Genomic DNA, 24,020 nt, shown 5'->3' on the forward strand with positions numbered 1-24,020 from the left:
CTGCCGATTTATCATCCGCCCATTGGGCTGCGCAGCAAAACTCTGGTGCTGTCGTTATTTCTGTTAGGTCTGCCTTGGCTCGGTTATCAGTACGTCTGGGAGATGGAAAAATATCTGCGTCACGGTCAGGAAAAAACCCTCGAAGGCACCACTCAAGCGTTAGCTACCGCCTTGCACGAACGCCCAAAACTGTTTGATTCACAGGCGAGTTTCCTGAAACAAGTAGAAAAAGGCCGCGATCTTTACGCCTACCCGTTGCAAGGGCCAATTCAACTGGACGGCAAGCTGGACGACTGGGAAGCATATCGCAGTAAGTCCATGGAATATGGTGACGGTTACCGTTTATTTCTGGCGCAGAACAGCAGCTCCAAGCTGTCATTCCGCCATATGGTAGGCAAGTACAGTGGCTATCTTTATGGCTTTTTTGAGGTCAACGACCCGCATGTGGTTTACCGTGGTCGTAATAGCTTAGCGGTTGATCGTAATGATTATTTGGATATTGCCACCCAGGCACAGGATGGCAGTTTTCATCGTTACGTGGTGGCGAACATGAAAGATGGTTGGCTCAGCAGTTATGAACTGCCTGCCGATGCTAGCCTCAGCGCCCCCGCCACACCAGAAAACCGTATCCAAGGGCAGTGGCGTAAAACTGAGCAGGGTTACAACATCGAACTGCGTATGCCGCTAGAGATGGTGGGCAGCAAACTGGGATTTGCCATTCACGATGTCAATGACAGCAAGACTCGCAAGCTAGAAGCGATTGTTGGCACCTCGGCCACAGACAGCGTTGATAAACTCGGCACTGTGTTAGTACCTTCGCCAGAAATCGAAAATATTATCAAAGGCATGAGCCATAACAGCTCACGCATTTGGGTAGTTGATACCCACGGCCGCGTGCTGGCAAAGTCAGGCGATATCCGCAACAGTAATGGTGTTTGGGGCGAAGTAGACGATGAACCGGAAACCTTCTGGAGTCGCCTGCAAAAAACCTATCTCAATCCCATTTACTACAAAATATTGACCCGCCCACCCAATGATTTTATCGATTCATTGCAGGATTCCACCGAGCTGCAAGGCAGCCATATCCAACAAGCATTGGCGGGCAAATTGGCATCCACTTGGCGTTTAACGCCCGACAGCAAAGCAGTAGTGTTATCCGCCGCCAGCCCTATCTGGATTGATAACAAAGTGATGGGGGCTGTGGTAGCGGAAGAAACCACTCACGGCATTCGCACCTTGCGTAACCGCGCACTGGAAAAACTGTTTAACGTGATTTTGATTGTGATGAGTGTTGGCACCCTGTCACTGTTCTTTTTTGCTTCTAGCATTTCCAGCCGCATTCGCAAACTCAGGGATCAGGCTGAAAAAGCCATTGATAGCCAGGGACGCGTGCGCGATACCATTCCCCCTCAGCGGTACGCGATGAAATTGGCGATCTCTCGCGCAGCTTTGCCAATATTGTGTCGCGGCTTGGGCAATACACCCATTATCTGGAACATATGTCATCACGGCTATCGCATGAGCTACGCACACCAGTGGCGGTGGTGCGCAGTTCACTGGAACATCTCAGTCTGCAACCCATTGACAGTGAGGCGATGAAATATGTTGACCGAGCACAAGAAGGGGTAAAACGGCTGTCGTTGATCCTTGCCAATATGAGTGAAGCCACCCGACTTGAAGAATCGCTCAATAACAGCGATGCCGATCAGTTCCCGTTAACCAAAGTTGTCAGTGGCTGTGTCGCGGGTTATCAGATGACGTATCCGCAGAAACACTTCACCTTAAAGCAGCCAGACGAGCCGCTGATGATGTTGGGTGTCCCGGAATATATTGCGCAGTTACTGGATAAACTCATCAGCAACGCGTTGGAATTTCACACCCCAGAAACGCCTATCAATCTGGTGCTGCGCACCCAGGCAAAGCAGGCCATTCTCACCGTTGAAAACAAAGGGCCGCTGTTGCCAGAAAACATGAGTGAGCAAATCTTTGAATCCATGGTGTCAGTGCGCCCCGCCGGCACCCAAGAAAAACCGCATCTGGGGCTGGGGTTGTATATTGCGCGGCTGATTGCGGCATTTCATGGTGGCACCATCAAGGCGTCCAATCTGGGTGATGGTTCCGGCGTCATGTTCACCTTAACCTTGCCACTGCCAGGCTAACATGAACAACTCTCAGGCAAGCAGGACTTCTCAGTTGGCCATTCAGTGTTAAGATGCCTATTCCCCTGAATGTGGGGAAACTACTGATAATGCAGAATGCCGAGCCGTGCAAGAGTCCGATAATGAAAAGAGCTACTAAAATTGTGTCCCTAGGCCGGGACAAAAAATGGACCAAAGGTGTGATTAACCCGCCTGTCGTCCGCGCCTCAACCGTTGTTTTTGATAGTCTGGAACACCTTGCCAAGGCCACTGCTGGCAGAGGTAAAGGTGAATTGTTTTATGGCCGCAGAGGCACAGACACCCACTTTGCCCTGCAAGCAGCCATTGCGGAACTCGAAGGCGGTGTTGGTACCGCGCTCTACCCTTCCGGTGCAGCGGCCATCAGTGGCGCACTGTTATCCTTCCTGAAAAGTGGTGACCATCTGCTGATGGTTGACAGTGCTTATGAACCAACCCGCGACCTCTGCGACAAACTGTTGGCAGGATTGGGCATTGAAACCACCTACTACGACCCGATGATTGGCGCTGAAATCGCTAACCTTATCCGCCCGAACACAAAAGTGCTGTATCTGGAATCTCCCGGTTCTATCACCATGGAAGTGCAGGATGTGCCAACGTTATGCCAAATAGCCCATCAACATGGGCTGGTTGCTATGCTGGATAACACCTGGTCATCGCCCATCAATTGCCGCCCGTTTGAATTAGGCGTTGATATCTCGATTCAAGCTGCCACCAAATATATTGTCGGCCATTCAGATGTCATGATGGGGACCGCCACCGCTAATGAACAGCATTGGGAACAGCTACGGGAAAACAGCTACCTGCTTGGCCAGTGTGTCTCCGCAGACGATGCCTACCTAGCACTGCGTGGCCTGCGGACATTAGGCGTGCGCATGGCGCAACAAGAGAAAAATGCGCTGGAGATTGCTCACTGGTTGGAAACTCGTCCAGAGGTTGACCATATCCGCCACCCCGCTTTTCCCTCCTGCCCTGGTCATGAGTTTTTCAAACGTGACTATCTCGGCAGTAACGGCCTGTTTTCGTTTGTATTGAAAACCGGAAACCGCCAAGCGATGAAGGCTTTTGTCGAAGGGATGCAGCATTTCAAAATGGGCTTTTCCTGGGGCGGCTATGAAAGCCTGATCGTTGCCGAGTTTGGTGTTGATAAAATTCGCACAGTGACCCATTGGGACAGCAGTAAACCTATGTTCCGGCTGCATATTGGTCTGGAAGATACCGAAGATCTCATCGCTGATTTAGAAGCCGCATTTGCCCGTTATCACGAGGCATTATCCAACTGATTTATCAGCGCGATGTCGCATAGTGGTATGCACCCGCCATACCACTATGCGGCCTTTATTAAGACCGAGCTCGATAGCCCGCGCATCCAGTATTTACAACATCAAAATTCTGCCAAGACTTTGCAACGAGATAGGCGGCTGATAAGCTCAAATTAATTGGCTACGAGGAGATGACGCTATGAGCTGCCACCGTATTAATGAACTACTTGAGATGCTCAATCCCGCTTGGCAGAAAGACCCTAATTTAAATTTGCTACAGTTCTTACAACTGCTGGCCAACGAGGCGGGATTTACTGGTGAATTACGCGATCTCCCCGATGACGTACTTATTTACCAACTCAAAATGCGCAACACCGACACACACCAACCCATTCCAGGCATTCAAAAAGATTATGTGGAAGATTTTAAAACCGCGATTCTACGCGCTAGAGGTATGCTTGATGAGTAACACCCAATAACCATGGCGTAACTGATATAACGTATTCCCTTCGCCAACAGTACGCCACTGACTGACTTAACCAGTGGCCAGCGTTATGGCAATGTTGCCATCGCGGCCCTGATTTATATTATCAACTTTCCACCTTGTCATTGTTGCCACTTGTTCACTCCCGCTATCTGCAGTAAATTGTTAATGATAGGTAAAGGATGCCAACGAATACAAACACCAAGGATGGATATTACAATATCTCACCCGTGCGGTAGCTATACCATAACCCTATGTTAATAATTGAGTTATAGCCGATCTAACGGGCTTTCACACTGTTAGCTCCTCGCGATAAAACATGGGTGTAAATCTGCGTAGTTCGAATATCAACATGACCGAGCTGTTCTTGTACAGTACGGATGTCTGCTCCCGACTCCAGTAAATGTGTGGCAAAAGAGTGCCGCAATGTGTGTGGCGAAACATGTTTCTGAATACCCACTCGTTTAGCCGTGGCAGATATGGTGCGTTGTATCTGTTTTTCATTAATATGATGGCGTCGGACGAGTCCAGACTCTGGATCTACCGCTAATTTTGCTGAAGGGATAGATACTGCCAAGCAAGTGAGCGACTCTGACTTGGGTATTTATCGAGCAAACGGTGTGGCATCCATACGCCGGCCCAATCTCGATGAATGATGTCGTGTTGTAAATACTGATCCACAGTTTCAATCTGTTGCTTTAAGGACGATAACTGGCTTTGGGGCAAGGTTACCGTGCGATGTTTACCACCTTTACTGTTCCAAATGCGGATACATTGATAATCCAGATCGATATCCTTTACACGCAGTCTTACGGCCTCCATCAGCCGCAGGCCACTGCCATACAGCAGCGAAATACATAACTTGTGTTGGGGGCAACCTGCTGCAACAAGAGGCTGATCTCAGATTTCGTCAATACCGTGGGTAATTTCATCTGGCGAGTGCTTTTGACAAATGCGAGTTGCAATGACAATGGCTTATTTAAAAAATCTCGGTACAGGTACACCAATGCATTCAGCGCAGTGGCCTGAGATTTAACCGCCATATTTCGCTCATTGGCTAAGTAGGATAGAAATTGTTCGACTTCCGCATTATGTAACCCACTAGAATGCCGCATCTGGTGATATCGAATAAAGGCCGCGACCCAATACTGGTAGCCTTGCACTGTTCGTTTGGCATATCGACGCGTGGTCATATGTTCGGCAAATGCTTGTAAAAATGGTGATGTCATAGCGACCTCCGATACTGTATTTATAAACAGTAGTATCCAGATGTCGCAAAATGGGCAAATTTTAGACATTTCGGGGTATTTTGACGTACGAAAGATTGTTCAAAAAATGAAAATATTTTTATTTATCAAAAGAATGTCAGTAATATCTCTTTATGTAAATTCACGAATTTGGACAAAATGTCGGAATTAAACACGACATTTTGTCGTCTAATACACTGTTATAACTCTCCGTGGTATAGATGAAAAATGAATATTGAAGTAACAGATAATCCTAATAAGAATGACCTTGAAGTAATCAGTAAAGGTATTCAGGCGTTTAATCAACAACATATGCCAGATGAAGTTGTATTCGAGCCTGATACAAAATTTGCGGCATTTGCGAAAGATGAAAATGGTAAAGTTCTAGGTGGTATTAGAGCAACAGGTTTCTGGAATTATTGCATTCTTGAGCTGCTCTGGCTCTCAGTGGAAACTCGAGGTAAAGGTGTAGGAAATAAGCTTATGGACGCCGCAGAAAATTTTGCTAAAGAAAAAGGCTTTCAATACATACGTACGGAAACTCTTAGCTTTCAGGCTAAACCGTTCTATGAAAAACGTGGGTACAAAGTTTTTGGTGAGCTGCCCGATTATCCAAAAGGCCACACTACATACTGTCTTGTAAAAGAGTTATAACAAAGCATTTAAGAGTGATTCGCAACGCTTGGCGCTTTCGCTTCGCTCAAGTATAGCCAAGCGCTGCTCACACCTTAATGCGGCGTTATGTTTCCGAGAGGTTTAATGCCAAGAACTAGAAAGCCAGCAATATTAATCATCGTCAGTGTGGCAATCCTATTTATGCCGGGAATTGGCGACTATCGCTGGGCCGGACTTATATCTTTCATTTACGTCGGCCTACCTTGGTATATTTTAGCAGTCAAAGATAACGTTCAGTGTAAGCAGCAGTTGAGTAATGACGACCGGAAGTTCAAAGTATATTCACCAACTTTGTTTGTTTTCGGTTTGGTTGCGGCTGTCATGGGCGTTGGTTTAGACCTTGTTCTTGTCTACATGCTATTTCAAGAAACATCGGTTTTATCGCTACTGGCAGTAATTGGTCGTCTTTTTGCTGGCGTACCTATTTTTGGTTTCGGGGCTTATCTTATGTATATGTCAATTGGGGTCCAACGCCGTGAAACATAACAAGGCCAAACACAAACGCCCAATGCAAAAATCCGCATTGTGCTGGACCTCGCTGTCACTCGGCCCGTGTTGGCGGCGTTAGCTGTACAAAAAGGATTTTTAATAAAGTGAAACTGAAGTATCTAAAGTACCTAGTCATAATTATGTCCGGCCCAATCCTTCTGCCTTTTGTGCTAGAAGTTGTTGCTCTTCTTGTTGAGGTCGTAGGGATACTTTGGGCAGGTATACTGTATTTCGCAATCATTCAGCATTACGCGACCACTACAGGAAAAGCATTGTTCAATCTGGTAATTAAATTTGAACAATACCCCTTGTTCGTGCCACCAGCAGCATTTCTGAGAGAGAACCCTCTGTTAATTTTTAATGCAATACCAATTCGTAGTGTGGCGGTATTACTTCTACCGATAATGCTTTTATATCATTGTGCGCTGTTGTTTACGCAGCACAGCTAACAATCGCATAAAGGCCCAACAAGTTGGGCATGGACACCAAAACTACGCGGCGATTTAGTTTTGGTGCTTCGCAAGTTTAACCCTAAATCGCCGCTAAGTTTTGTCGCCTCTTATGCGGGCGTTGATATGATTCCCTCTGTCAATAGGTACATAGCTTTCTTGTCCAGAAGCCTTGTCTGGCCAGAAAGAACCTGAATGAGTGATCTTTGGCAAATCAGTTTCGGCGGTTGACCTTGCTCTCTTCATTGCCAATAAAAGTCGCGGGGTTGGTTATCCGCATGACTTGTTTACGCCGTTGGAGCCTTGCCTCTGTCTAGGGACGCGAGTTGATATCGCTTAACGCCGTCGAGGGTTGCTTACACCGCTGCCGCCAATCGCTCTCATTCAGGTTGCAACTTTTACCTGCTTTACCGCTTAGCCCACTGAGTGACTCTCCGGGTTAAATCGCTGCCCGACATCCCAGATAAATCCCAGTAACTCACGGGCAACCGCCGTTACCACCTTGTTGTGCTCTTTGCCTCTGGCTTTCATGCGGCGGAACGTGTTACACAGTCGAAGCTGAGCTTCCCAAGAGCGCTGCAACAGGTCTGGCGATGACTATCGATATCATATCTCCACAGGTTGCTGTTCACACTGCACTGGATGATTAGAGTTAACATTTGCACCTGGGAATATCACACGTTCAATGAAAGCTGGCCACATATCGCGTTGCATTTGGTCTTTAACGCTGTGCGTTTCCCAAAAAATTAATTGCTGATTTTCATTGTGAGAGGAGTTACTAAATTCAAAAACAGCGTACTCTACTGGTGAGTTGGCGAATGTCTTTTGTAATTTACTACAGGTATATTCCGGGTACACATTCATACAAGTTGTTCCCAACCATATACAACCGAAGACTTTGTTAGTTGGAAAATCTTGTTGATTAAGACCCAAGATGATGGCTTGTGGTAGCTTTTGTTTATCCTTAAAACAGTCAAATGTATCTGGGCTTGCAGCAGGGATTAGAACGCCCAAACGAACAGTTGAAACTAATGTTGGAATAGATGCCATATCACGAATGGCAGGACAATGCGCTTGGAAATTTGCTTTACATTCTAACGATGCGGAACCATCCCCCACAGCATTGGCGACAACTAATGCTCCCGTGCTATGGCTGAGCATGGCGATTTGGGTCTCTTTCGACAACTTGCCTTCAAGGCCATACAAGATACGGCGTAACGCAAGCCCAGTAATGGGGCCATTCCATTGCGCCTTGGTCCAGATACTAACCGGCAGTGCTTGGCTAAGACCATCCCAATACACGCGTATAAAGTAAGGACGGCTCTCCCCATGCACACTCGCCCGTTTCGCAATGTCTTGCTCGACTAAGCTATACCAACACTCAGCATCCATGAATTCATTATTGTAACCGTGCACGAGAAAAACGATTTTCCGCTTGCCATGCTCTGAACCCTGAGAAATGGCGTCAGTAACTCGGGTAAACAGCTGTTGCTGGACAATGGGCCAAAGATCGGAAAAGTTAGCGGTGTTGGTGATATTAAGTTCCGATAGTAGGGCTTCCCAGTCAGCGCTATTTGAAGCTTGTACAAAATAGGCTTGCAGTGTTGCCGTCGTTTCTCTTTGAGAGGTAAACATGCTATTGCCCATCGCTAATGATGGTGGCGGATAAAGTTCTCCATTACGGTCAATAAATATACTAAGTCCTTGTTCAGGAGGGATTTCTCCCATTTGCCGATCTTTATCGCTATAAACGATATTCGTGGCACACGCTTGCAGGAAGGTGATCATCACCATAACGATGAAAAGTAAGATTATTTTTGCCATTTGCTAACATCCTCTGTTCAAACCGCTCGATTGTCCTAATACTGAACTGCCGTTGTTAAGACTCAGAGAGTCAGAGCTGTGGCAGTCAGGGCAGTATAGTGGCGATTTCAAGTTTTAGCGTATGCCATAGCTAATAATGAGGGTGCAATGTTTTGGTGGGATGCTGGAATGAGGTTAACTATCGATAGTTGCTTTAGTTTGCTGGCACAACGCCAGAACAGCACTGTGCCATCAATCAGCCCCCAGCGTTTATCTGTTTACACAGGCAACCGAGTCCCGTTCTACCAGTTGCGGCATAAACAGATGGGTTTGCCCTACGGGTTTATAGTCGGGATTACTGAGTTTGATTGCCAAATTCACTGCATACGAGGCCATCTCTTCAATGGGGTAATGCATGGTCGTGAGTCTTGGCCGACAGGCACGAGCCACGGGCAAATCATCAAATCCCACCACAGACACATCTTCTGGCACCCGGATCCCCGCTGCAAACAGTGCATGAATGGCACCGATAGCCATCAAATCGTTATAGGCCAATAAGGCCGTGAACGGCAGCCCACGCGCCAATAATTCCTTCACGGCCTGCGCTCCGCCTTCCATGTTAGCGGTTCCTTCTGCCACCCATTCTGGAGGCAATGACAGCCCCTGCTCCAATAATGCCTGACGGCTGCCTTTAAGGCGTTCTGCCGGATCTCGGTTCTGATAGATACTGGTAATGGCCGCAAATTGCCTATGGCCTTTGGACAACAGATATTCCGTCACCCATTGTCCGCCGCGAATGTTATCCAGCCAGACACAACGGTTGGCTATCTGCGAAATATAGCGGTTAACCAGCACCAGCCCAGGGATCTCTTCGGCCAGACGGATCAGTGTCGCCTCGTCAGAATATTCACTGTGTAGAATAATCGCCTGACAGTTGTGTTGCCGCAGTGACTGGATAGCATCCAGCTCGGAGCGCGTTTCATATAAGGAGTTGGCCATCAACAGCTTGTAACCGTTCTCTCTTACTGCGTTTTCAACACCACTTGCCAAGGTACCGAAGAAGGACATAGACAGACGAGGTGTCACCACGCCTATGGTATTGGTGGTCTTGCTCACCAACGCTTGAGCATTGGCATTGGGTTGATAGCCCAATTCCGCAATGACTTTTTCACTCGGGCACGGCAGGCCTCGCCAACCTGAGCGCCATTGTGAATGACCCGCGATACGGTCGCGGTTGAAACTCCGGCGATCTGGGCAACATCTTTGATGGTCACCATAACGTCTCTCTTGTCAGTCCTTTGCTTCAAATAAAGCAAGTTTATCTTTTAAACCAATGTGATACTTGTGTAAACACCACAAGGATAAGATACCGAATAACACAGTACCACCCGTTAAGATCCAGCGCATTGCAGTGATGCTGTGGGTGCTCTGCGCCCCACCAGCGGTAGCATCAAAACCGATTACATTTAAGGTGGCGCCTGAGGCCAGCAACGCCAGAATACTGGCCAGCGAGGTAGCAGAGTTGTATATCGAAGCGAACATGCCAGCGGTGGGACGACCACGCAGCTGAGTTTCTACATCGCTCAGTCCGGCATTCAGCGCCGGAATTAAGGTGGTCATGGCAGTCCAAACACTGGTGCATAACAGCGCATCCAGCACTATCCAGAACCCTATTTCAGGGACAAACAAAAACCATTTGGCAATACCGCCAAGCAGCGTCAGCGCTAACACCCATCCCAACGCATTGACGGCACCACAACGAGCGCGTAACCAGTTAACCAAAGGCACACTGGCAAACCCGGTCAACGCATAAGCGCTAGACAGCACACCTTTCCAGTAAGCCCCTGTGCAATATCGCCATGACTGACGAAATACACCAACAGGTAATAATCCATACTGGCGGCAAATACGCTACCACCAAGCTGTAATAGACAGATAGCCATCAGCAACATCAGCGGTTTATGGTGTAATAACTGCTGTAGGCTTTCAGTAAAGCCAGGCTTACCTGGTGCCGTATGGCTAATAGTGGTGTTGGCGGTTCCTCGGCAAAACAGGGCGGGTAACGCGCCCATAAAACCTATGAGTAACAGCGCTACGCCCCAGCCGACCCAACGGATCCCCAATACAACTGAACCAAATATCGCTAAGCTGGCTAATGGAAATAACCATTGATACAGCACCGATGCCAGTTTAATAAAATAGGTGTTTACCGCCATGATAGCGGCACGTTGCGACTCATCATGGCTGATCTCGTAGCTCAGGCTGATAGTCGGTACGGCAACCAGCGCCGCCGCTAACGAAAACAACAGATAAAACAGCGCAAAATAACTGAGCTGCCACAACATCGGCCAATGGGTTGGCACCATCCAAATGCAGCCGAATAACAGTGCACTCAATAAACTGCCGGCCATGATCAGCGGCCGCCGCTTACCAGTACGCCCGTGCCAGTGGTCGCTGACATAACCAATCCAGGGGTTATCAGTGTGCCGGCAATCACCGGCAACGCCAGCGCCAAACTTAATAGGAAAGGATCCACCCCTAGCTGCATCTGATAAAATGGGATTGCTAATACCTGAACACTCTGATTGGCAAACAGCATGGCGAAAAAACCGGCACCAAGTGCCAGTTTTTGCTGGGTTAACCCCTTGAAAACACTGTCAACCAACCATCGTCTCCTTACGACTATCAACGCTGGCAAGGATTATACCCTGCCCCGTTGATGGTGCCAGTCAGCCTTTAGTGTACCCTGTCGCAGTCAATACACTTTTACATATGTATCAATGCCACTTCGGCAATCTCAATACCACGTTGCTGCATGGTTTGATGTGCGCCTAAAGGTGGCAACGCCAACTGCAAGCCTTCAATGGCATTAAGTGTCAATGCAGTTTGAGCCGCAAACGGCCCAGCGGTAACTGGCATAAAGGTAGGAAAAGCCTGGCCGAGCAAAGTGCCTACCGGTTTGAGCTTATCTAGCGGTAACACCAAGGTTTTCCACTGGTTAGATACAGGGAAATCTGTACCCCAAGCCAAGCCATCGTTGCCGATAATACCAAACTGCAAACGGTCATCTTTACCCAGTGAACGGATCCTTAAAGCCAGCGCATTGTAACCACTCAAATCGCGGTCACTGAGCTGATTATCGTTCGCCAGATCCAGCCGCAACAAGGTGCCGCCAGTGCTGATGGCTTGTTGTTCCACCGATAATTTTAACGTGGCACCTTCAACCGTTGCCGCAGTTGCAGGCCAGGACACAGCATTTTTAGGAGTGTAATAGCCTGCGCGATCCGTTGCTGGTGCCAACAATGTCACTGGCGTACCTTTGGGTGTCAGCAAGGTATGCCAGTAACCGGCATCGACATAATCCCAATCAGCGGGAGTACCAGCTTTGGCGCCCGGCCAGGTAAGCTGCTGCTGACCATCGCTAACACTAATGGCATATTCCAGAATTCCTGGCTGTTGCCATGCGGCGGTGTCAGGCAAGCTCAGTTGATAAGTATCAGCATTGACCGCCGTCATGGGTAAGGCGGTAAAGTCCTTATATCCCTGATAACGCAGGTATAGAGTCACTTGATATTGCGGCGACTTCCCAGCAATGTGTGCCGTAAAACTGAGTTTATCGCCTAAATTGCGCTGACGTTGCGGCTGATGTACCAAGGCGAGTTCAGGCGCTGGAATGGTTGGCAAGTAATACGTCGCATCGGTTTGCTTGGCATTATTGACTAGCGCTGCTGTGCGCCCTAACAGGTAGACTCCTGGGGTTACCGTTATCTGACCGTGCTCGGCATTAGCGGCATAGTGATTACCAGCGTTGATCCCTTTAATCGCAAAGCTTGTCCCCAGATCCGCTAATGTGAGTGTCATTGGCCGCTGATGCAGATATAACCTGCCCACTTCGCGCTGCAAACTCGGTGGCTGATGCGGGTCCTGCAACTGCAATAAATCAGGGTAAACTTCCAGTCGCCATACGCCATCTTGCTGTTTATCGAGGAAATACGCGCCATTACCACGGTAAGTCACGAGGGGCGAACTGCCGACCCCAGCAATATGCTGTAACTGAGCCGTATCCGCCGGTGCCTGTTGGGTATTGTTGGAGTAATAATAACGGCGGCCGTCATCATATAAACTGAGGTCGGCCTGATAATCCAGTAGCGTATGATCAAAGTGATTGCTAGCCGGATACTCCGCCGCGCGGTATCCCAACGGTAAGCGGCGAAACTCTTCAGCGGCAATCATAAAGCTGATGGCTTTCGCCGGGGTGTACAGCAGATTCAGATAATGGGTATTGTATTCAGAATTACTCTGCGCCAACGCTGCTGAATCATAAGCAAACTGGGTTGCCCACTGAAAACCCGCCTCACGGAAGCTGCGCGCCATCGCCGGATACATCACACTTTTGGTAACATCCGCCGCATCAAACTCATACACCATTTTGGCTTTACGCTGACAGGCCGCAATCTGCTTAAACGGGTCGGTATAATGTGCCACTGATGGCAGCATATTGCTGTGTAGTGCCGAGTTTTTCACCAAGCCGGTGGGATACCACTGATAGGATATTCCATCCACCGAACTGTTACACAGGGCACTGGCAAATGCTTGGTTAGGCCCCTGTTCACTGATGTTGTAGAACAGCGGTTTCGTGACGCCCAACCCCGCACGGTAGCCAGCAGTTGCTCCACATAAGCGGCACTTTTTGCTGGTGATTGAGCATGTTTGGGTTCGTTGAACAGTTCAAAAGCAATAACGTTGTCATCCGTCGCCAACGTCTTACCGGTATAAGCATTTTTATGGGTCAGCAACTGCCGCAGATAATTTTTGGTGGCGGCAATGGCTTGCGGATCCTGGTTCATTTCCGTTTTGCCATAATCGGCAGAAAACCCAGGCTCTTGGGGATCAGGGGCTGGATAGCCCGAGCCCCACCAAGCAATGGGCGTAATAATGGTTTTGATACCATGCAGTGCCAATTGCTGCTGCAGATAATCAAACAAGCGTAATTGCTCGTTATCCAGCAGATCCCCTTGCTTATCACTGATAAGCCGGTCCCATACATGGATCCGATAGGCATCCAGCCCCATGCGCGCAATATGGGCGACATCCATATCAATCACCGTTTTCGGGTCCAGTCCTAACTGTTCCACCGAGCGGTAACCATAGGCAAACGGCATGGCATAGTTCACGCCAAATAGCGCCACTTGCGAGCCGTCTTGCCATTGCATCACGCCGTCTTTAACGCTAACGCTCAGCGGCGTTGTTTGCGCCAACAGTGGCGAGGTTACGGCAGCCAGTAAAGTGGCGCTAATAGCCACTAGCGATTGTCGGAAGGTCACTGTCAGCATCATGTTCACCACCAAGTTGTATAGAAGCCAATAAGGATCAGACTGATCACTACCGCACAGATGCGGTAACTCGCGTGAGTTGTGAAGTCGATATCGTGTAACGGAATACTGTGCTCATGGTCTTTACCTTTGCCTTCCAGCAGCGAAATCACCACTGCCAGCACTAAACAGCAAAGGAACACATAACCTACCCGGTCCATAAACGGCACATCTGGCAGCCAAAACTTAGCCGCTGCCGATAACACCGCCGAGCCGATAGCCGCCGCCAAGGCACCATTGGCAGTCGCTTTTTTCCAGAACATGCCGAGCACAAACAACACCACAATCCCGGGGTGAAGAATCCGGTAAATTCCTGAATAAACTGGAACGCTTGTTCTGATTTACCCAGTAATGGCTGCGCGGTTACCAAGGCAATCAGCAGCGCCACCACGCTGGCAATACGGCCCACTTTGACATAGTGATGCTGAGTTCGGTGACGGCGCACCTGCGCATACAAATCCATGGTAAAGATGGTAGAAATACTGTTGGTCATAGACGCTAAACTCGAGAGAATAGCGGCCACCAACGCTGCAAAAATCAGCCCTTTCAAGCCAACCGGCATCAGTCCCATCAATTGTGGATACGCCTGATCGGGTCGGTCGAGTGGCGGCAACAGCAACACCGCCGCAATCCCCGGTAATACCACCAGCACTGGCATCAGCAGCTTAAGGAAGGCAGCAAAGGCAATGCCCTTGCGCGCTTCTTTCAAGTCTTTTGCTGCTAGCGCCCGCTGAATAATGTATTGGTTGAAGCCCCAGTAAGACAGGTTCATGACCCACAGCCCGCCAATCAACACTGAGATTCCCGGCAAACTGGCATAGTTGGGACTATCAGGTGTAAGGATCATGTCGAACTTTTCGGGCAGTTTAGTCATCAGAATATCAAAACCTGCGATGACTCCCTGTCCATCACTGACCATCTGCAGCGAGACATAAGACAGGAACAGTCCCCCCGCGACCAGCAACAACACCTGGATGATATCGGTCAGCGCCACTACTTTCAGGCCACCATACAGTGAATAAGCCAGAGATAGCACCGCCAGCAATACCAGACTGGCACTAATGTTCAGCCCGGTCAGCGTATTGATGGCCAAGGCGCCGAGCCACAGCACCGCCGTCAGGTTAACGAACACATACACCGCCATCCAGAATAGCGCCATGGTGAGTCGCACCCGATTATCGTAACGATGCAGCAAAAACTGCGGCATGGTGTAAATTTTACGCTTGAGGAAAATTGGCAGGAACCAAGCCCCAACGATAATCAGCGTCAGCGCGCCCATCCATTCATAAGAGGCAATAGCTAGGCCAATTGCATAACCAGAACCGGACATGCCAATCACTTGTTCGGCGGAAATATTCGAGGCCACCAACGAGGCACCAATGGCCCACCAGGGCAGACTGTTGCTTGCCAAAAAATAATCGTTAGTATTTTTATCGTGTCCGGGCTTGTCCCGCGACACCCACCAAGCCAATCCAAGCAGAATGACCACGTAGGCCGCCAAAATGGCAAAATCCAATGGGGCTAACAACATACAGCGTTCTCCTTGGCGTCTTTAAGGTTGGGCAACAATCTCGGCACCGGCCGATGGCTGACAGACAAACACATCAGCCACTAAACCGCTGTGCTCAGGATAGTTGGCCGCGATCTGCGCTTTGACTTCGGCAACCAAATCGTGTGGCACCAACGCCACCACACAACCACCGAAACCGCCGCCAGTCATACGCACGCCGCCGCGGTTACCGATAATGCTATCGACCAGCGACACCAGATAATCAATCGGTGGAACTGTGATGGCAAAATCATCACGCATTGACGCATGAGATTGCGCCATCAACTGGCTAAGCGTACTAATATCATCACTGGCCAGCGCCTTAGCTGCCGCCAATGTCCGGGCATTTTCGGTCACCACGTGGCGAACACGGCGCGCGGTCACCTCATCCAGTTCATCAAAGATATTGCTAATGGCAGCAGTATCTAGGTCGCGCAGCGCCTTAACCCCATAGTGTGCGGCGCCAGCTTCACACTGCGCACGGCGAGTGTTGTATTCACTGCCCACCAAACCGCGTTTAACGTTGGAGTTGATGATGACAACGGCCAGCTCTTGCGGCATGGCAACGGCATGGCACTCCAGCGAACGACAATCAATCAGCACCGCATTACCCGCCTGCCCTTGCGCCGAGATCAACTGATCCATGATGCCGCTGTTACAACCCACAAAATGGTTCTCGGCCTGCTGCCCAGTGAGCGCAATTTGACTCAAGCTCATCGGCTGTTCGGCCAGCGTGGTGAAGGTCAATCCCAACGCGACTTCCAGCGCGGCGGAGGAACTGAGACCAGCGCCCTGCGGCACATTGCCGCTGATGGCCAGATCGCAGCCCACTAAGCTGATATTCTGACGTTGCAAACTCTGCACAACTCCGCGGACATAGTTTGCCCATTGATAGTCAGCGTGATGTGCAATCGCGGTGGCTAACGGGATTTCATCCAGCTGATTATCATAATCGGCCGCTACAACGCGGATAACATTGAGACCGTTCTTACGCGCCAGTACGTGCGTGTCGAAGTTAATGGCACAGGGCAACACGAAACCATCGTTATAGTCGGTATGCTCACCAATCAAGTTGACCCGGCCGGGAGCGCGAAAATGGTAATCGGCAGTCGCCGTAAATTGTGATGAAAACAGCTGATGTAGCTCAGCGACTGTAAGACTCATGCGTCACCTTTTTGTGCAGATTTATAATGTATGGGGGATTGTTGCCGTAAACGTTCGGCCGCCTGTTCAGGGGTCATATCACGCTGGGTTTCAGCCATCATCTCGTACCCCACCATGAATTTTTTCACAGTGGCTGAACGCAATAGTGGTGGATAGAAATGGCAGTGAAGTTGCCAGTGCGCCCGCGCCGCAGCGTCTTGATATTGCTGGGTATAAGGCGCCACATGCCAGCCCATGGAATAAGGGAATACACACTGGAACAGATTGTCATAACGGATAGTGATCTGCTTGAGAATATCAGCCAGCGCCGCTTGTTGTGATGCTGACAACTCTTCCATACGCGTCACATGAGCTTTAGGCAACAGCAGTGTTTCAAACGGCCAGGAAGCCCAATAAGGCACCACCACTAGCCAGTGCTCATTTTGCACCACGGTACGCGCGCCATCGGCAAGTTCACGCTCAACATAGGTCAACAGCAGATTTTTACCGTGCTGCGCCAGATATTGCTGCTGCGCCGCATCGGTTCTGGTTGGTAAGGTCGGCACCGAAGAACTGGCCCAGATCTGTCCGTGGGGATGCGGATTAGAACAACCGTTAATCGCTCCTTTGTTTTCAAACACCTGCACCCAGTTATAATGCTGCGACAATTCTCGATACTGCTGGATCCATTCCTGGATCACCGCGGTCAACTGTTCGTCAGACAACTCTGGCATCGTCAGGCTGTGATCTGGCGAATAACACACCACCCGGCTGGTGCCACGTTCAGATTTCAACACAAACAGCCCGTCATCATCGCGGCTCGCAGCCGGTGTATCTTGATGCAGCGCGGCAAAGTCATTGGTAAACACGTAGGGCTTGCTGTAGGCCGGATTAATGTCACCCGTGATACGTTTGTTACCCGGGCACAAAAAACAGCTACTGTCATAATGTGGAATATCCGCCGTTTCTGGCGCTTCAACCTGTCCCTGCCATGGTCGTTTTGCGCGGTGCGGTGAAACCAACACCCAATCCCCTGTGAGCGGATTATAACGACGATGGGGATGATCTTTTACATCAAACTCTGACATACAAACCTCAATTCCTGTCAAACTGTTGTACTGCTATAACCGTGCGGATTAGTTGACTGCCACCGCCAACTGGAGGCCACCATATCGGTTAACTTCCGACTTGCCTGCCAGCCCAGCACCTCTTGGGCGAGGCTAGCATCGGCAAAACACTGCGCCACATCACCGGCTCGTCGCGCAACTATACGATAGGGGATGTCGCAACCACTCGCGGCGGCATAGGCCTGCACCATCTGCAACACCGAGATGCCACTCCCAGTTCCAAGATTAAACACATGGCAGCCCTGGCGGCCATGCAGTTGCTCTAATGCCCGCACATGGCCTTCGGCTAAATCACACACATGGATGTAATCGCGCACACCGGTACCATCGAGCGTTGGATAATCATCGCCGAAGACGGATAACTCACGACGACGCCCTACAGCTACCTGGGCAATAAACGGCATCAGATTATTGGGAATACCGTGGGGATCTTCACCAATCAAACCGCTGGGATGCGCCCCCACCGGATTAAAATAACGCAGGATAATACCATTAAATCCATGCGTTGCATGGGTTGCTGTACAGTGATCGCGGATTATCTGTTCCACCATCAACTTGCTGCGACCATAAGGATTCGTCGGCGCCAACGGAAAATCTTCAACAATCGGTACCTGATGTGGATCGCCATAAACTGTGGCCGAAGAGCTGAAAACTAAGGTGGTCACGCCTGCCGCGCTCATGGCCTCAATCAGCGTCAGGCTAGCGGTCACATTATTGCGGTAGTAAAACAGTGGCTGAGCCACCGACTCGCCAACCGCCTTAGCACCGGCAAAGTGCATGACGGCATCAATCTGCTGCTCCGCAAAAATCTGTTGCAGCAGCGCGGCATCTCCCACATCACCCCGATACAGGGGCAATGTCTGAGCGCAAATCTGTTGTACTCGCGCTAACGCCTGCGGCTGACTGTTACTGAAATTATCCAGCACCACCACCTGGTGCCCGGCTTGCAGCAAGGCAACGCAAGTGTGAGTACCAATATAACCGGCACCGCCAGTGACCAGCACTCTCATTATCGTGCCGCCTGCTCGAGTGATAACGTCGCGGCAGGTAAGCCTGCGGCCGTTACCGTCACTTGCGCCTGGCTTGAGACTGTCACCGATACGGATCAGCAGCGCCCCCTGCCCCATAGAAGTCACTATCGGACGTTGATTCAGCAGTTCGACATCCCCGCTAACGCTGGCTTGTAATGCGACATCGTTAGCCCACAACGGATGCCCATCTTTATCCTGCAGTTGAGCATAAACAAACAGCACATCGTTAACGCCCGTTGCGGGAGCCACACCGCTAGTATCCAGATGCAGACTGATAGCCGCCACTTTACCGGGCGTTGTTACCTGATGGGTCGCCACCACTTTGCCAGCAATGATGGCCTCGGCACGCAGCGTCCCAGGTGTAAATTGGCCTAGATGGAAAATAAACGGTGGATGCGGCAAGTTCGTTGAATAGTTATCGCGGGTAGGCGTTTGCTTAGCAATCAACTGACCATTCAGATACAAAGCGACTTCATCGGCATTACTAAAGACCCGCACATCGTGACTGGAGTCAGGCTGCCACTCACTGGCAATATGCACCATTGGCCCGCTCTGGAATAATGGGCTAACTTCAGTGGCATCGCGCTGACTGGCAAAAAAGTAGTAGCTGTATTTGGGCTGGCGATACAGGCTCATGATGCCAGAGGCTTCTAAATCACCGATATAACCACGGTTATAGTCGAACATCACCCAATAGCCATCAGCAAACGCCGGGACGTTATAGTTGTCGTTATGGGCTTCTTCAAGATTGAGCGCTTGCTGTAATAACCGTTTCTCACCGCTGTTAAGCAGTTGACGGCTGCTGCGTTCTTCCTCTTTAAGATCGCCCCAACTGTCTTGGTTAAACCCAGCGTTCTGCGCGTAATATTCCCAGTCACCGTATTCTGACACTGCATAAGGTTGGGTGGGTGTTTCATAGTGCAACTGCCGATGTTGCCGCGCTTGCAAGAAAATGTCATAGCCCTTGGCCCAGCCCGCCGAATAGCTGCCTGGGAACTCCTGATGCACTGCGTCATGCAGACGTGCAATCAGTTGCGCGGGCATTTCGGTTTCATTGAGCGAGCATTCCCACGCCACCACACTCGGGTGATTACGGTCACGACGAATAAGATCGTGGCAACTTTTGACCACATGATCAGAAAATGCCGGATCAGGATTGTAATATTGCCAACCTAACACTGCGTCCAGCAGCACTAGCCCCAGCTTATCTGCCGCCGCCATAAATGCCGGAGAATGAGGGTAATGTGACAAGCGCACATAATCGAAACCTGCTTGCTTAATTTTGACCGCATCCCGGTAATCCGCCTCGGCGGATAATGCGTAGCCAACAAACGGATATTCCTGATGGCGGTTCACGCCACGCAGAAACGCGGGCTTGCCATTGATTAACAATTGATGTTTGGCATTAAAGGTAAAACTGCGAATGCCTATCTGCCGTTGTTGCTGTTCAAGCAGTTGCTCACCACTGAACAATGCCGTTTGCAGGGTATATAAATTAGGCGCTTGTGGACTCCACAGCTGAGGTGTGGTCACTGTCATCTGCTGGGTGAATTCAGCGGTTTTCCCTGCGGCCAATTGATATTGCTGCGTGGAACGGGCAACGGTTTGCCCTTGCCACAACAAGGTCTGGGTCAATTGCAGGGTTTTATTATCGGCATACTGGTTTTGCAGTTGGGTTTTCACCGCCACCGTGGCGTGCTGTGCGGAAACCTGCGGATAAGTCACAAACACACCGCCTCCCGCCACTTGCTGCGCCAGCATTTCGTCGGTGATCATTAACTTATCTTTTATCTGCAACGATACGCCGCGATAGAGGCCACCATAGGTGTTAAAGTCGAGCAGATGCAAAGGCTTAGGGCCAGTAATGGGGTTATCACGATTGTCTAGCCGCACTAATAATGTGTTAGTGCCGGGTTGTAATGCATGACTTAAATCCAGGGTAAATGGCAGGTAACCGCCAAGATGACTACCCACTTTTTGACCATTCAGCCAAACATCTGCCTGATTCATAGCGGCCTCAAAGCGGATCAGTACCACTTTATTCATCCAGGCAGGCGCAGCCTCAAACGTTTTTTGATACCAAGCAATGCCTTGCCATTGGTCATCCACTACGGCGGGCTCAATCCTTGGGGTATGGGGTAAGCGTACCTTTTCCCACGGCGCAGTGAGTTGCGCTAATGGCTTGTCATCACTGGATTTTTTGAATAGCCACTGTTGATTGAAGTTGATGACTTTACTCTCGGCCACCTGGACGTTTGGAGTCGCTGAAGCCGATGTTTCAACTTCTCGGCTTAAGCGAGGCACTAAGAATAAATGTACTGATAAAAACGGCTGATAGTTGTTTGCTCAATCGCACCCTGGAAATCCCTCTTACCCATACTCATTATTTAAAAACATAAAGATGCTTCACGGAAAGCAGCAGCACTTACTCACGCAAGTGCTGCTAAGAGTGGTTACATGCTCAATTGGAAGCCAAGCAAATAACGCCGACCCCATTCTGCATATCCGCGAGGACGAGAAGGGTCATTATCAAAGTAGGAAGTTGATGCTTCGTTGGTCAGGTTTTGCCCTTGCAACATCACTTTGAAGTTTTCAGTCAATTGGTAGGAGATGCTGGCATCCACCGTTGCTTCCGAGCCTATGGTGTAAAGCTCTGAAGGGTCCCAACTGCCGACACGGGTATATTCACTGCGGTAGTTGTACGACACCTTGGCATCCACATTATATTTTGAGTACCACAGCGTCAGGTTACCCACATTTTTCGACAAGCCTGCCAGCGGCAATGGATTGTTGCTTGGCTGGAACTCCTTGACGTTGCTGTTGGTATAGCTGTAGTTAGCGTAGATACCTAAGCCATCGAAAGGTTCAGGCAGCATGGTAAAGGCTTGTTGATACAGCACTTCAAAACCACGAATTTGCCCGCCGTCACCATTGATAGGGGAACTGAGCTGATAATCATCCCCACCCACGTTAATGGTACTGGTAGATTCACCGATATGCGTTTTCAGATCTTTAAAGAACAACTGCACCGTAAAAGCAGCGTCTTCAGCAAAATAATACTCGTAGCCTAAATCGACTTGATTGGCGATAAAGGGCTTCAGCAGTGGGTTACCTTTAGAGGCGGTGTTGACCGTGTTAGATTGGTTCAATCCCAATCCTGAACGCATCTCCACCAGCGGTGGCCGCGACATGGCGCGAGACAGCCCCAAACGGATCTGCGAATCTTCGGTAATACTAAAACGCAGGTTTAATGAAGGCAGGATCTCATCATAATCATTGTCATAAGAGACAGGTACAACCGATTCGGTGTTAGGCACTTGGTCAAAACCGCTGGACGTGGATTCTGTTCGCACATAACGCACGCCAATGTTACCGGTATAGGGGATATAACCCAGCTCACCACTCAGCCCAAACATCAAATACAGGGCATTATTGGTTTCTTTAACGTTCCAGTTATCCAGATAATCGCTGGTGAGCTTTTCATGGTCATTGCGGCTGTCGATACCACCAAAAGCACTATCCACAACTTGTGACCAGTTTTTCATGGTGTACATAACTGGCACGTTGTAACCGCTACCCATACTGTAAGTACCAGCATCAACAACAGCGTTGGTGTCGAGAACTGATTGCTGCCAACTCACCACATCATTATCTTTCTCACGATCAGCCCAACGACCACCAAAGCTAACCTTGTCAATGATGCCGAAATCGACGATGCGCGAAAAATCCAAGCGAGCATTAACCATATCGTCTTTCAGGTCGCGGTCGCTGTTAACTTGCAGATAATCCATGTGATAGTCTGCGGTATTGCCAATGTCATAAGCGGAACCGATAGCTAATTTCTCGCCGCGGGTATCCCAGCTGTAATCCATACCATTGAGGGTCGCATCAGCATTGTCGTATGAGGAAGAAATATTGACCCACTTGGATTTAATGGTGGCCTGGGAATAACCGATATCCGCAACAATAGTCCAGTCATCGCCCTGCCATTCGGCATTCAGGCCAGTGCTGACCAGCTCGTTTTTCTGGAACCAAGTGGAGTTGTTGGCAGTATGACTGCCACCAAATAACATACCGCCCGCAACAATCTGTTCACTGCCATCGGCTTTGGTAACAATTTGCGCTGGATTGCTGGCATTCTGATAGTTCCAGTCATTGCTTCCGGCCCAGTTACCCCAACCATCAAACCATAATTGGTCTTCACGTTCTTTAATATCAAACTTGGAGTAAAACAGATCATATTTCAGTTGTAGGCGATCGGTGGGCAGCCACTGCAACACTGTCATGGCACCAATACGCTTGTTGGTGCCCCCTTGGTCGCCGTCTGAGCGCCCCAAGGGGCAGCTTCGGTAACACCGTCACCGTTCACATCGCCCTGCTCTGCCGGACTTTTGTTGTATGACCAAGATGTTACATCACGCTGAATGGAAGGCTGATCCTGATAGGCGACACCAAAGGCCACACCGAATTTATCCGTAATCGGGTCAACATAACTGAAACTAGTACGATAACCGTCACTGTCAGCCGTAGGAATATCATCAGCAAGCGGGTAGTCCATCACATGCCCGCTCAAATTTACCTGCCGTTTATCTTTATCCAAAGGGTTAACAAACTTCATGTTCACCAACCCAGCAATGCCCCCTTCGATATTGCTGGCCAGCGGACTTTTATATACCTCTACCGCATTGATAAGTTCCGCAGGGAACTGTTCAAAACGCACGCTACGACTTGGCTCGCCACTGACAATTTCACGGCCATTCATGGTCGCCAGATTGAGCCGTTCACCCAGACCGCGGATAGAGATGGTACTGGCATTACCACGATCACGTTCGGCAGCTATCCCCGGTAGCCGCGCCAATGTATCGGTAATGGTCACATCAGGTAACTGACCAATATCATCGACAGAGATGACTTCTACTGTCGAGTCTGCCAGCTTCTTGTTTTGCAGCGAGCGCTGCAAGGTGGCACCGAAACCTTGAACAGTCAGAACTTCAATATCCTGCTGTTTGTTCGCGTCTGTAGGCTGCGCCTTCTGAGCGTTCTTGGTGGTGTCTTGTTGTTCTTGGGTTTCCTGTGCTTGTGCAGATGCCAAAGACAAGCATTGAGCGATCGCGAACGCGGTCAAGCTCAACTTGAATTGTCGTTTCATTTTTACCCCTTCTTAGGCAGGCAATAGTTCTTATTAATAAAAATCAAATACTTGGCAAGAAAT

18 protein-coding genes and 3 pseudogenes are annotated in these 24,020 nt (G+C 49.6%); 6 read left to right on the forward strand and 15 right to left on the reverse strand.

What is annotated here, in order from left to right:
• Positions 1-6 precede the first annotated feature (6 nt).
• The 4 genes from pdsS to KHX94_RS00745 all read left to right on the forward strand — a co-directional run bounded on the left by pdsS (position 7) and on the right by KHX94_RS00745 (position 3,908).
• Positions 7-1,599, forward strand: a complete 1,593-nt coding sequence (pdsS, locus tag KHX94_RS00735) for a proteobacterial dedicated sortase system histidine kinase (protein WP_425314054.1) — start codon at positions 7-9, stop codon at positions 1,597-1,599.
• A complete protein-coding gene (locus KHX94_RS21630) occupies positions 1,545-2,159 on the forward strand; it encodes an ATP-binding protein (protein ID WP_425314032.1) in 615 nt (204 codons plus the stop codon). Before pdsS ends, KHX94_RS21630 begins: the two co-directional genes overlap by 55 nt.
• 122 nt (positions 2,160-2,281) lie before the next feature.
• The gene (locus tag KHX94_RS00740; protein ID WP_213682002.1) at positions 2,282-3,460 is read left to right on the forward strand and encodes a cystathionine beta-lyase; all 1,179 of its coding nucleotides are present in this window, start codon (positions 2,282-2,284) and stop codon (positions 3,458-3,460) included.
• A gap of 178 nt (positions 3,461-3,638) precedes the next feature.
• Entirely contained in the window at positions 3,639-3,908 is a 270-nt protein-coding gene (locus KHX94_RS00745; protein ID WP_213682003.1) for a YihD family protein, read from the forward strand.
• 284 nt (positions 3,909-4,192) lie between these two features.
• Here KHX94_RS00745 and KHX94_RS20890 read toward each other — a convergent pair.
• A pseudogene (locus tag KHX94_RS20890) lies at positions 4,193-5,152 on the reverse strand (integron integrase).
• Positions 5,153-5,398: 246 nt separating this feature from the next.
• Here KHX94_RS20890 and KHX94_RS00765 point away from each other — a divergent pair.
• Complete coding sequence (locus KHX94_RS00765; protein WP_213682005.1) at positions 5,399-5,824, forward strand: GNAT family N-acetyltransferase; 426 nt, start codon at positions 5,399-5,401, stop codon at positions 5,822-5,824.
• Positions 5,825-5,929: 105 nt separating this feature from the next.
• Entirely contained in the window at positions 5,930-6,331 is a 402-nt protein-coding gene (locus KHX94_RS00770; protein ID WP_213682006.1) for a hypothetical protein, read from the forward strand.
• Positions 6,332-7,389: 1,058 nt separating this feature from the next.
• On the opposite strand, the gene KHX94_RS00775 is transcribed toward KHX94_RS00770, so the two are convergent.
• The 14 genes and pseudogenes from KHX94_RS00775 to KHX94_RS20015 form a co-directional block, all read right to left on the reverse strand.
• A complete protein-coding gene (locus KHX94_RS00775; protein WP_213682007.1) occupies positions 7,390-8,607 on the reverse strand; it encodes a hypothetical protein in 1,218 nt (405 codons plus the stop codon).
• Between the two features lie 249 nt (positions 8,608-8,856).
• Complete coding sequence (locus tag KHX94_RS00780) at positions 8,857-9,702, reverse strand: substrate-binding domain-containing protein (RefSeq protein ID WP_244859269.1); 846 nt, start codon at positions 9,700-9,702, stop codon at positions 8,857-8,859.
• The gene (locus KHX94_RS20000) at positions 9,699-9,863 is read right to left on the reverse strand and encodes a LacI family DNA-binding transcriptional regulator (protein WP_244859270.1); all 165 of its coding nucleotides are present in this window, start codon (positions 9,861-9,863) and stop codon (positions 9,699-9,701) included. The genes KHX94_RS00780 and KHX94_RS20000 overlap by 4 nt, the downstream gene beginning before the upstream one ends.
• 13 nt (positions 9,864-9,876) lie before the next feature.
• The gene (locus KHX94_RS20895; RefSeq protein WP_213682008.1) at positions 9,877-10,413 is read right to left on the reverse strand and encodes an MFS transporter; all 537 of its coding nucleotides are present in this window, start codon (positions 10,411-10,413) and stop codon (positions 9,877-9,879) included.
• Positions 10,389-11,108 (reverse strand): MFS transporter, encoded by a 720-nt coding sequence (locus KHX94_RS20900; protein WP_342345830.1) that lies wholly within the window; start codon positions 11,106-11,108, stop codon positions 10,389-10,391. The genes KHX94_RS20895 and KHX94_RS20900 overlap by 25 nt, the downstream gene beginning before the upstream one ends.
• Positions 11,000-11,251: a hypothetical protein gene (locus KHX94_RS20010; protein ID WP_244859271.1), complete on the reverse strand. Its 252-nt coding sequence runs from the start codon at positions 11,249-11,251 to the stop codon at positions 11,000-11,002. The genes KHX94_RS20900 and KHX94_RS20010 overlap by 109 nt, the downstream gene beginning before the upstream one ends.
• A 101-nt stretch (positions 11,252-11,352) precedes the next feature.
• Complete coding sequence (locus KHX94_RS00795; RefSeq protein WP_213682009.1) at positions 11,353-13,233, reverse strand: CIA30 family protein; 1,881 nt, start codon at positions 13,231-13,233, stop codon at positions 11,353-11,355.
• 691 nt (positions 13,234-13,924) lie between these two features.
• Positions 13,925-15,489, reverse strand: a pseudogene (locus KHX94_RS00800) (sodium/sugar symporter).
• A gap of 21 nt (positions 15,490-15,510) precedes the next feature.
• Positions 15,511-16,671, reverse strand: coding sequence for a galactokinase (gene galK, locus KHX94_RS00805; RefSeq protein ID WP_213682010.1), 1,161 nt, complete (start codon positions 16,669-16,671; stop codon positions 15,511-15,513).
• Positions 16,668-17,738: a UDP-glucose--hexose-1-phosphate uridylyltransferase gene (locus tag KHX94_RS00810; protein WP_213682011.1), complete on the reverse strand. Its 1,071-nt coding sequence runs from the start codon at positions 17,736-17,738 to the stop codon at positions 16,668-16,670. The genes galK and KHX94_RS00810 overlap by 4 nt, the downstream gene beginning before the upstream one ends.
• Positions 17,739-17,755: 17 nt before the next feature.
• Positions 17,756-18,787: a UDP-glucose 4-epimerase GalE gene (galE, locus tag KHX94_RS00815; protein ID WP_213682012.1), complete on the reverse strand. Its 1,032-nt coding sequence runs from the start codon at positions 18,785-18,787 to the stop codon at positions 17,756-17,758.
• Between the two features lie 393 nt (positions 18,788-19,180).
• Positions 19,181-20,854, reverse strand: a pseudogene (locus tag KHX94_RS00820) (glycoside hydrolase family 2 protein); the annotation flags it as partial.
• Positions 20,855-21,261: 407 nt separating this feature from the next.
• Entirely contained in the window at positions 21,262-23,145 is a 1,884-nt protein-coding gene (locus KHX94_RS00825) for a TonB-dependent receptor (RefSeq protein WP_244859272.1), read from the reverse strand.
• Complete coding sequence (locus KHX94_RS20015; RefSeq protein WP_244859273.1) at positions 23,091-23,957, reverse strand: TonB-dependent receptor plug domain-containing protein; 867 nt, start codon at positions 23,955-23,957, stop codon at positions 23,091-23,093. Before KHX94_RS20015 ends, KHX94_RS00825 begins: the two co-directional genes overlap by 55 nt.
• Positions 23,958-24,020 lie beyond the last annotated feature (63 nt).

It is taken from the genome of Shewanella dokdonensis, from assembly GCF_018394335.1.
Taxonomy (GTDB): Bacteria; Pseudomonadota; Gammaproteobacteria; order Enterobacterales; family Shewanellaceae; genus Shewanella; species Shewanella dokdonensis.

Coding starts and splice junctions, on each gene's coding strand:
- KHX94_RS00745 (WP_213682003.1), top strand. CDS start 3,639: ATGAGCTGCCACCGTATTAATGAACTACTTGAGATGCTCAATCCCGCT.
- KHX94_RS20000 (WP_244859270.1), bottom strand. CDS start 9,863: ATGGTGACCATCAAAGATGTTGCCCAGATCGCCGGAGTTTCAACCGCG.
- KHX94_RS00765 (WP_213682005.1), top strand. CDS start 5,399: ATGAATATTGAAGTAACAGATAATCCTAATAAGAATGACCTTGAAGTA.
- galE (WP_213682012.1), bottom strand. CDS start 18,787: ATGAGAGTGCTGGTCACTGGCGGTGCCGGTTATATTGGTACTCACACT.
- galK (WP_213682010.1), bottom strand. CDS start 16,671: ATGAGTCTTACAGTCGCTGAGCTACATCAGCTGTTTTCATCACAATTT.
- KHX94_RS00775 (WP_213682007.1), bottom strand. CDS start 8,607: ATGGCAAAAATAATCTTACTTTTCATCGTTATGGTGATGATCACCTTC.
- KHX94_RS20015 (WP_244859273.1), bottom strand. CDS start 23,957: ATGAAACGACAATTCAAGTTGAGCTTGACCGCGTTCGCGATCGCTCAA.
- KHX94_RS00740 (WP_213682002.1), top strand. CDS start 2,282: ATGAAAAGAGCTACTAAAATTGTGTCCCTAGGCCGGGACAAAAAATGG.
- KHX94_RS00770 (WP_213682006.1), top strand. CDS start 5,930: ATGCCAAGAACTAGAAAGCCAGCAATATTAATCATCGTCAGTGTGGCA.
- KHX94_RS00810 (WP_213682011.1), bottom strand. CDS start 17,738: ATGTCAGAGTTTGATGTAAAAGATCATCCCCATCGTCGTTATAATCCG.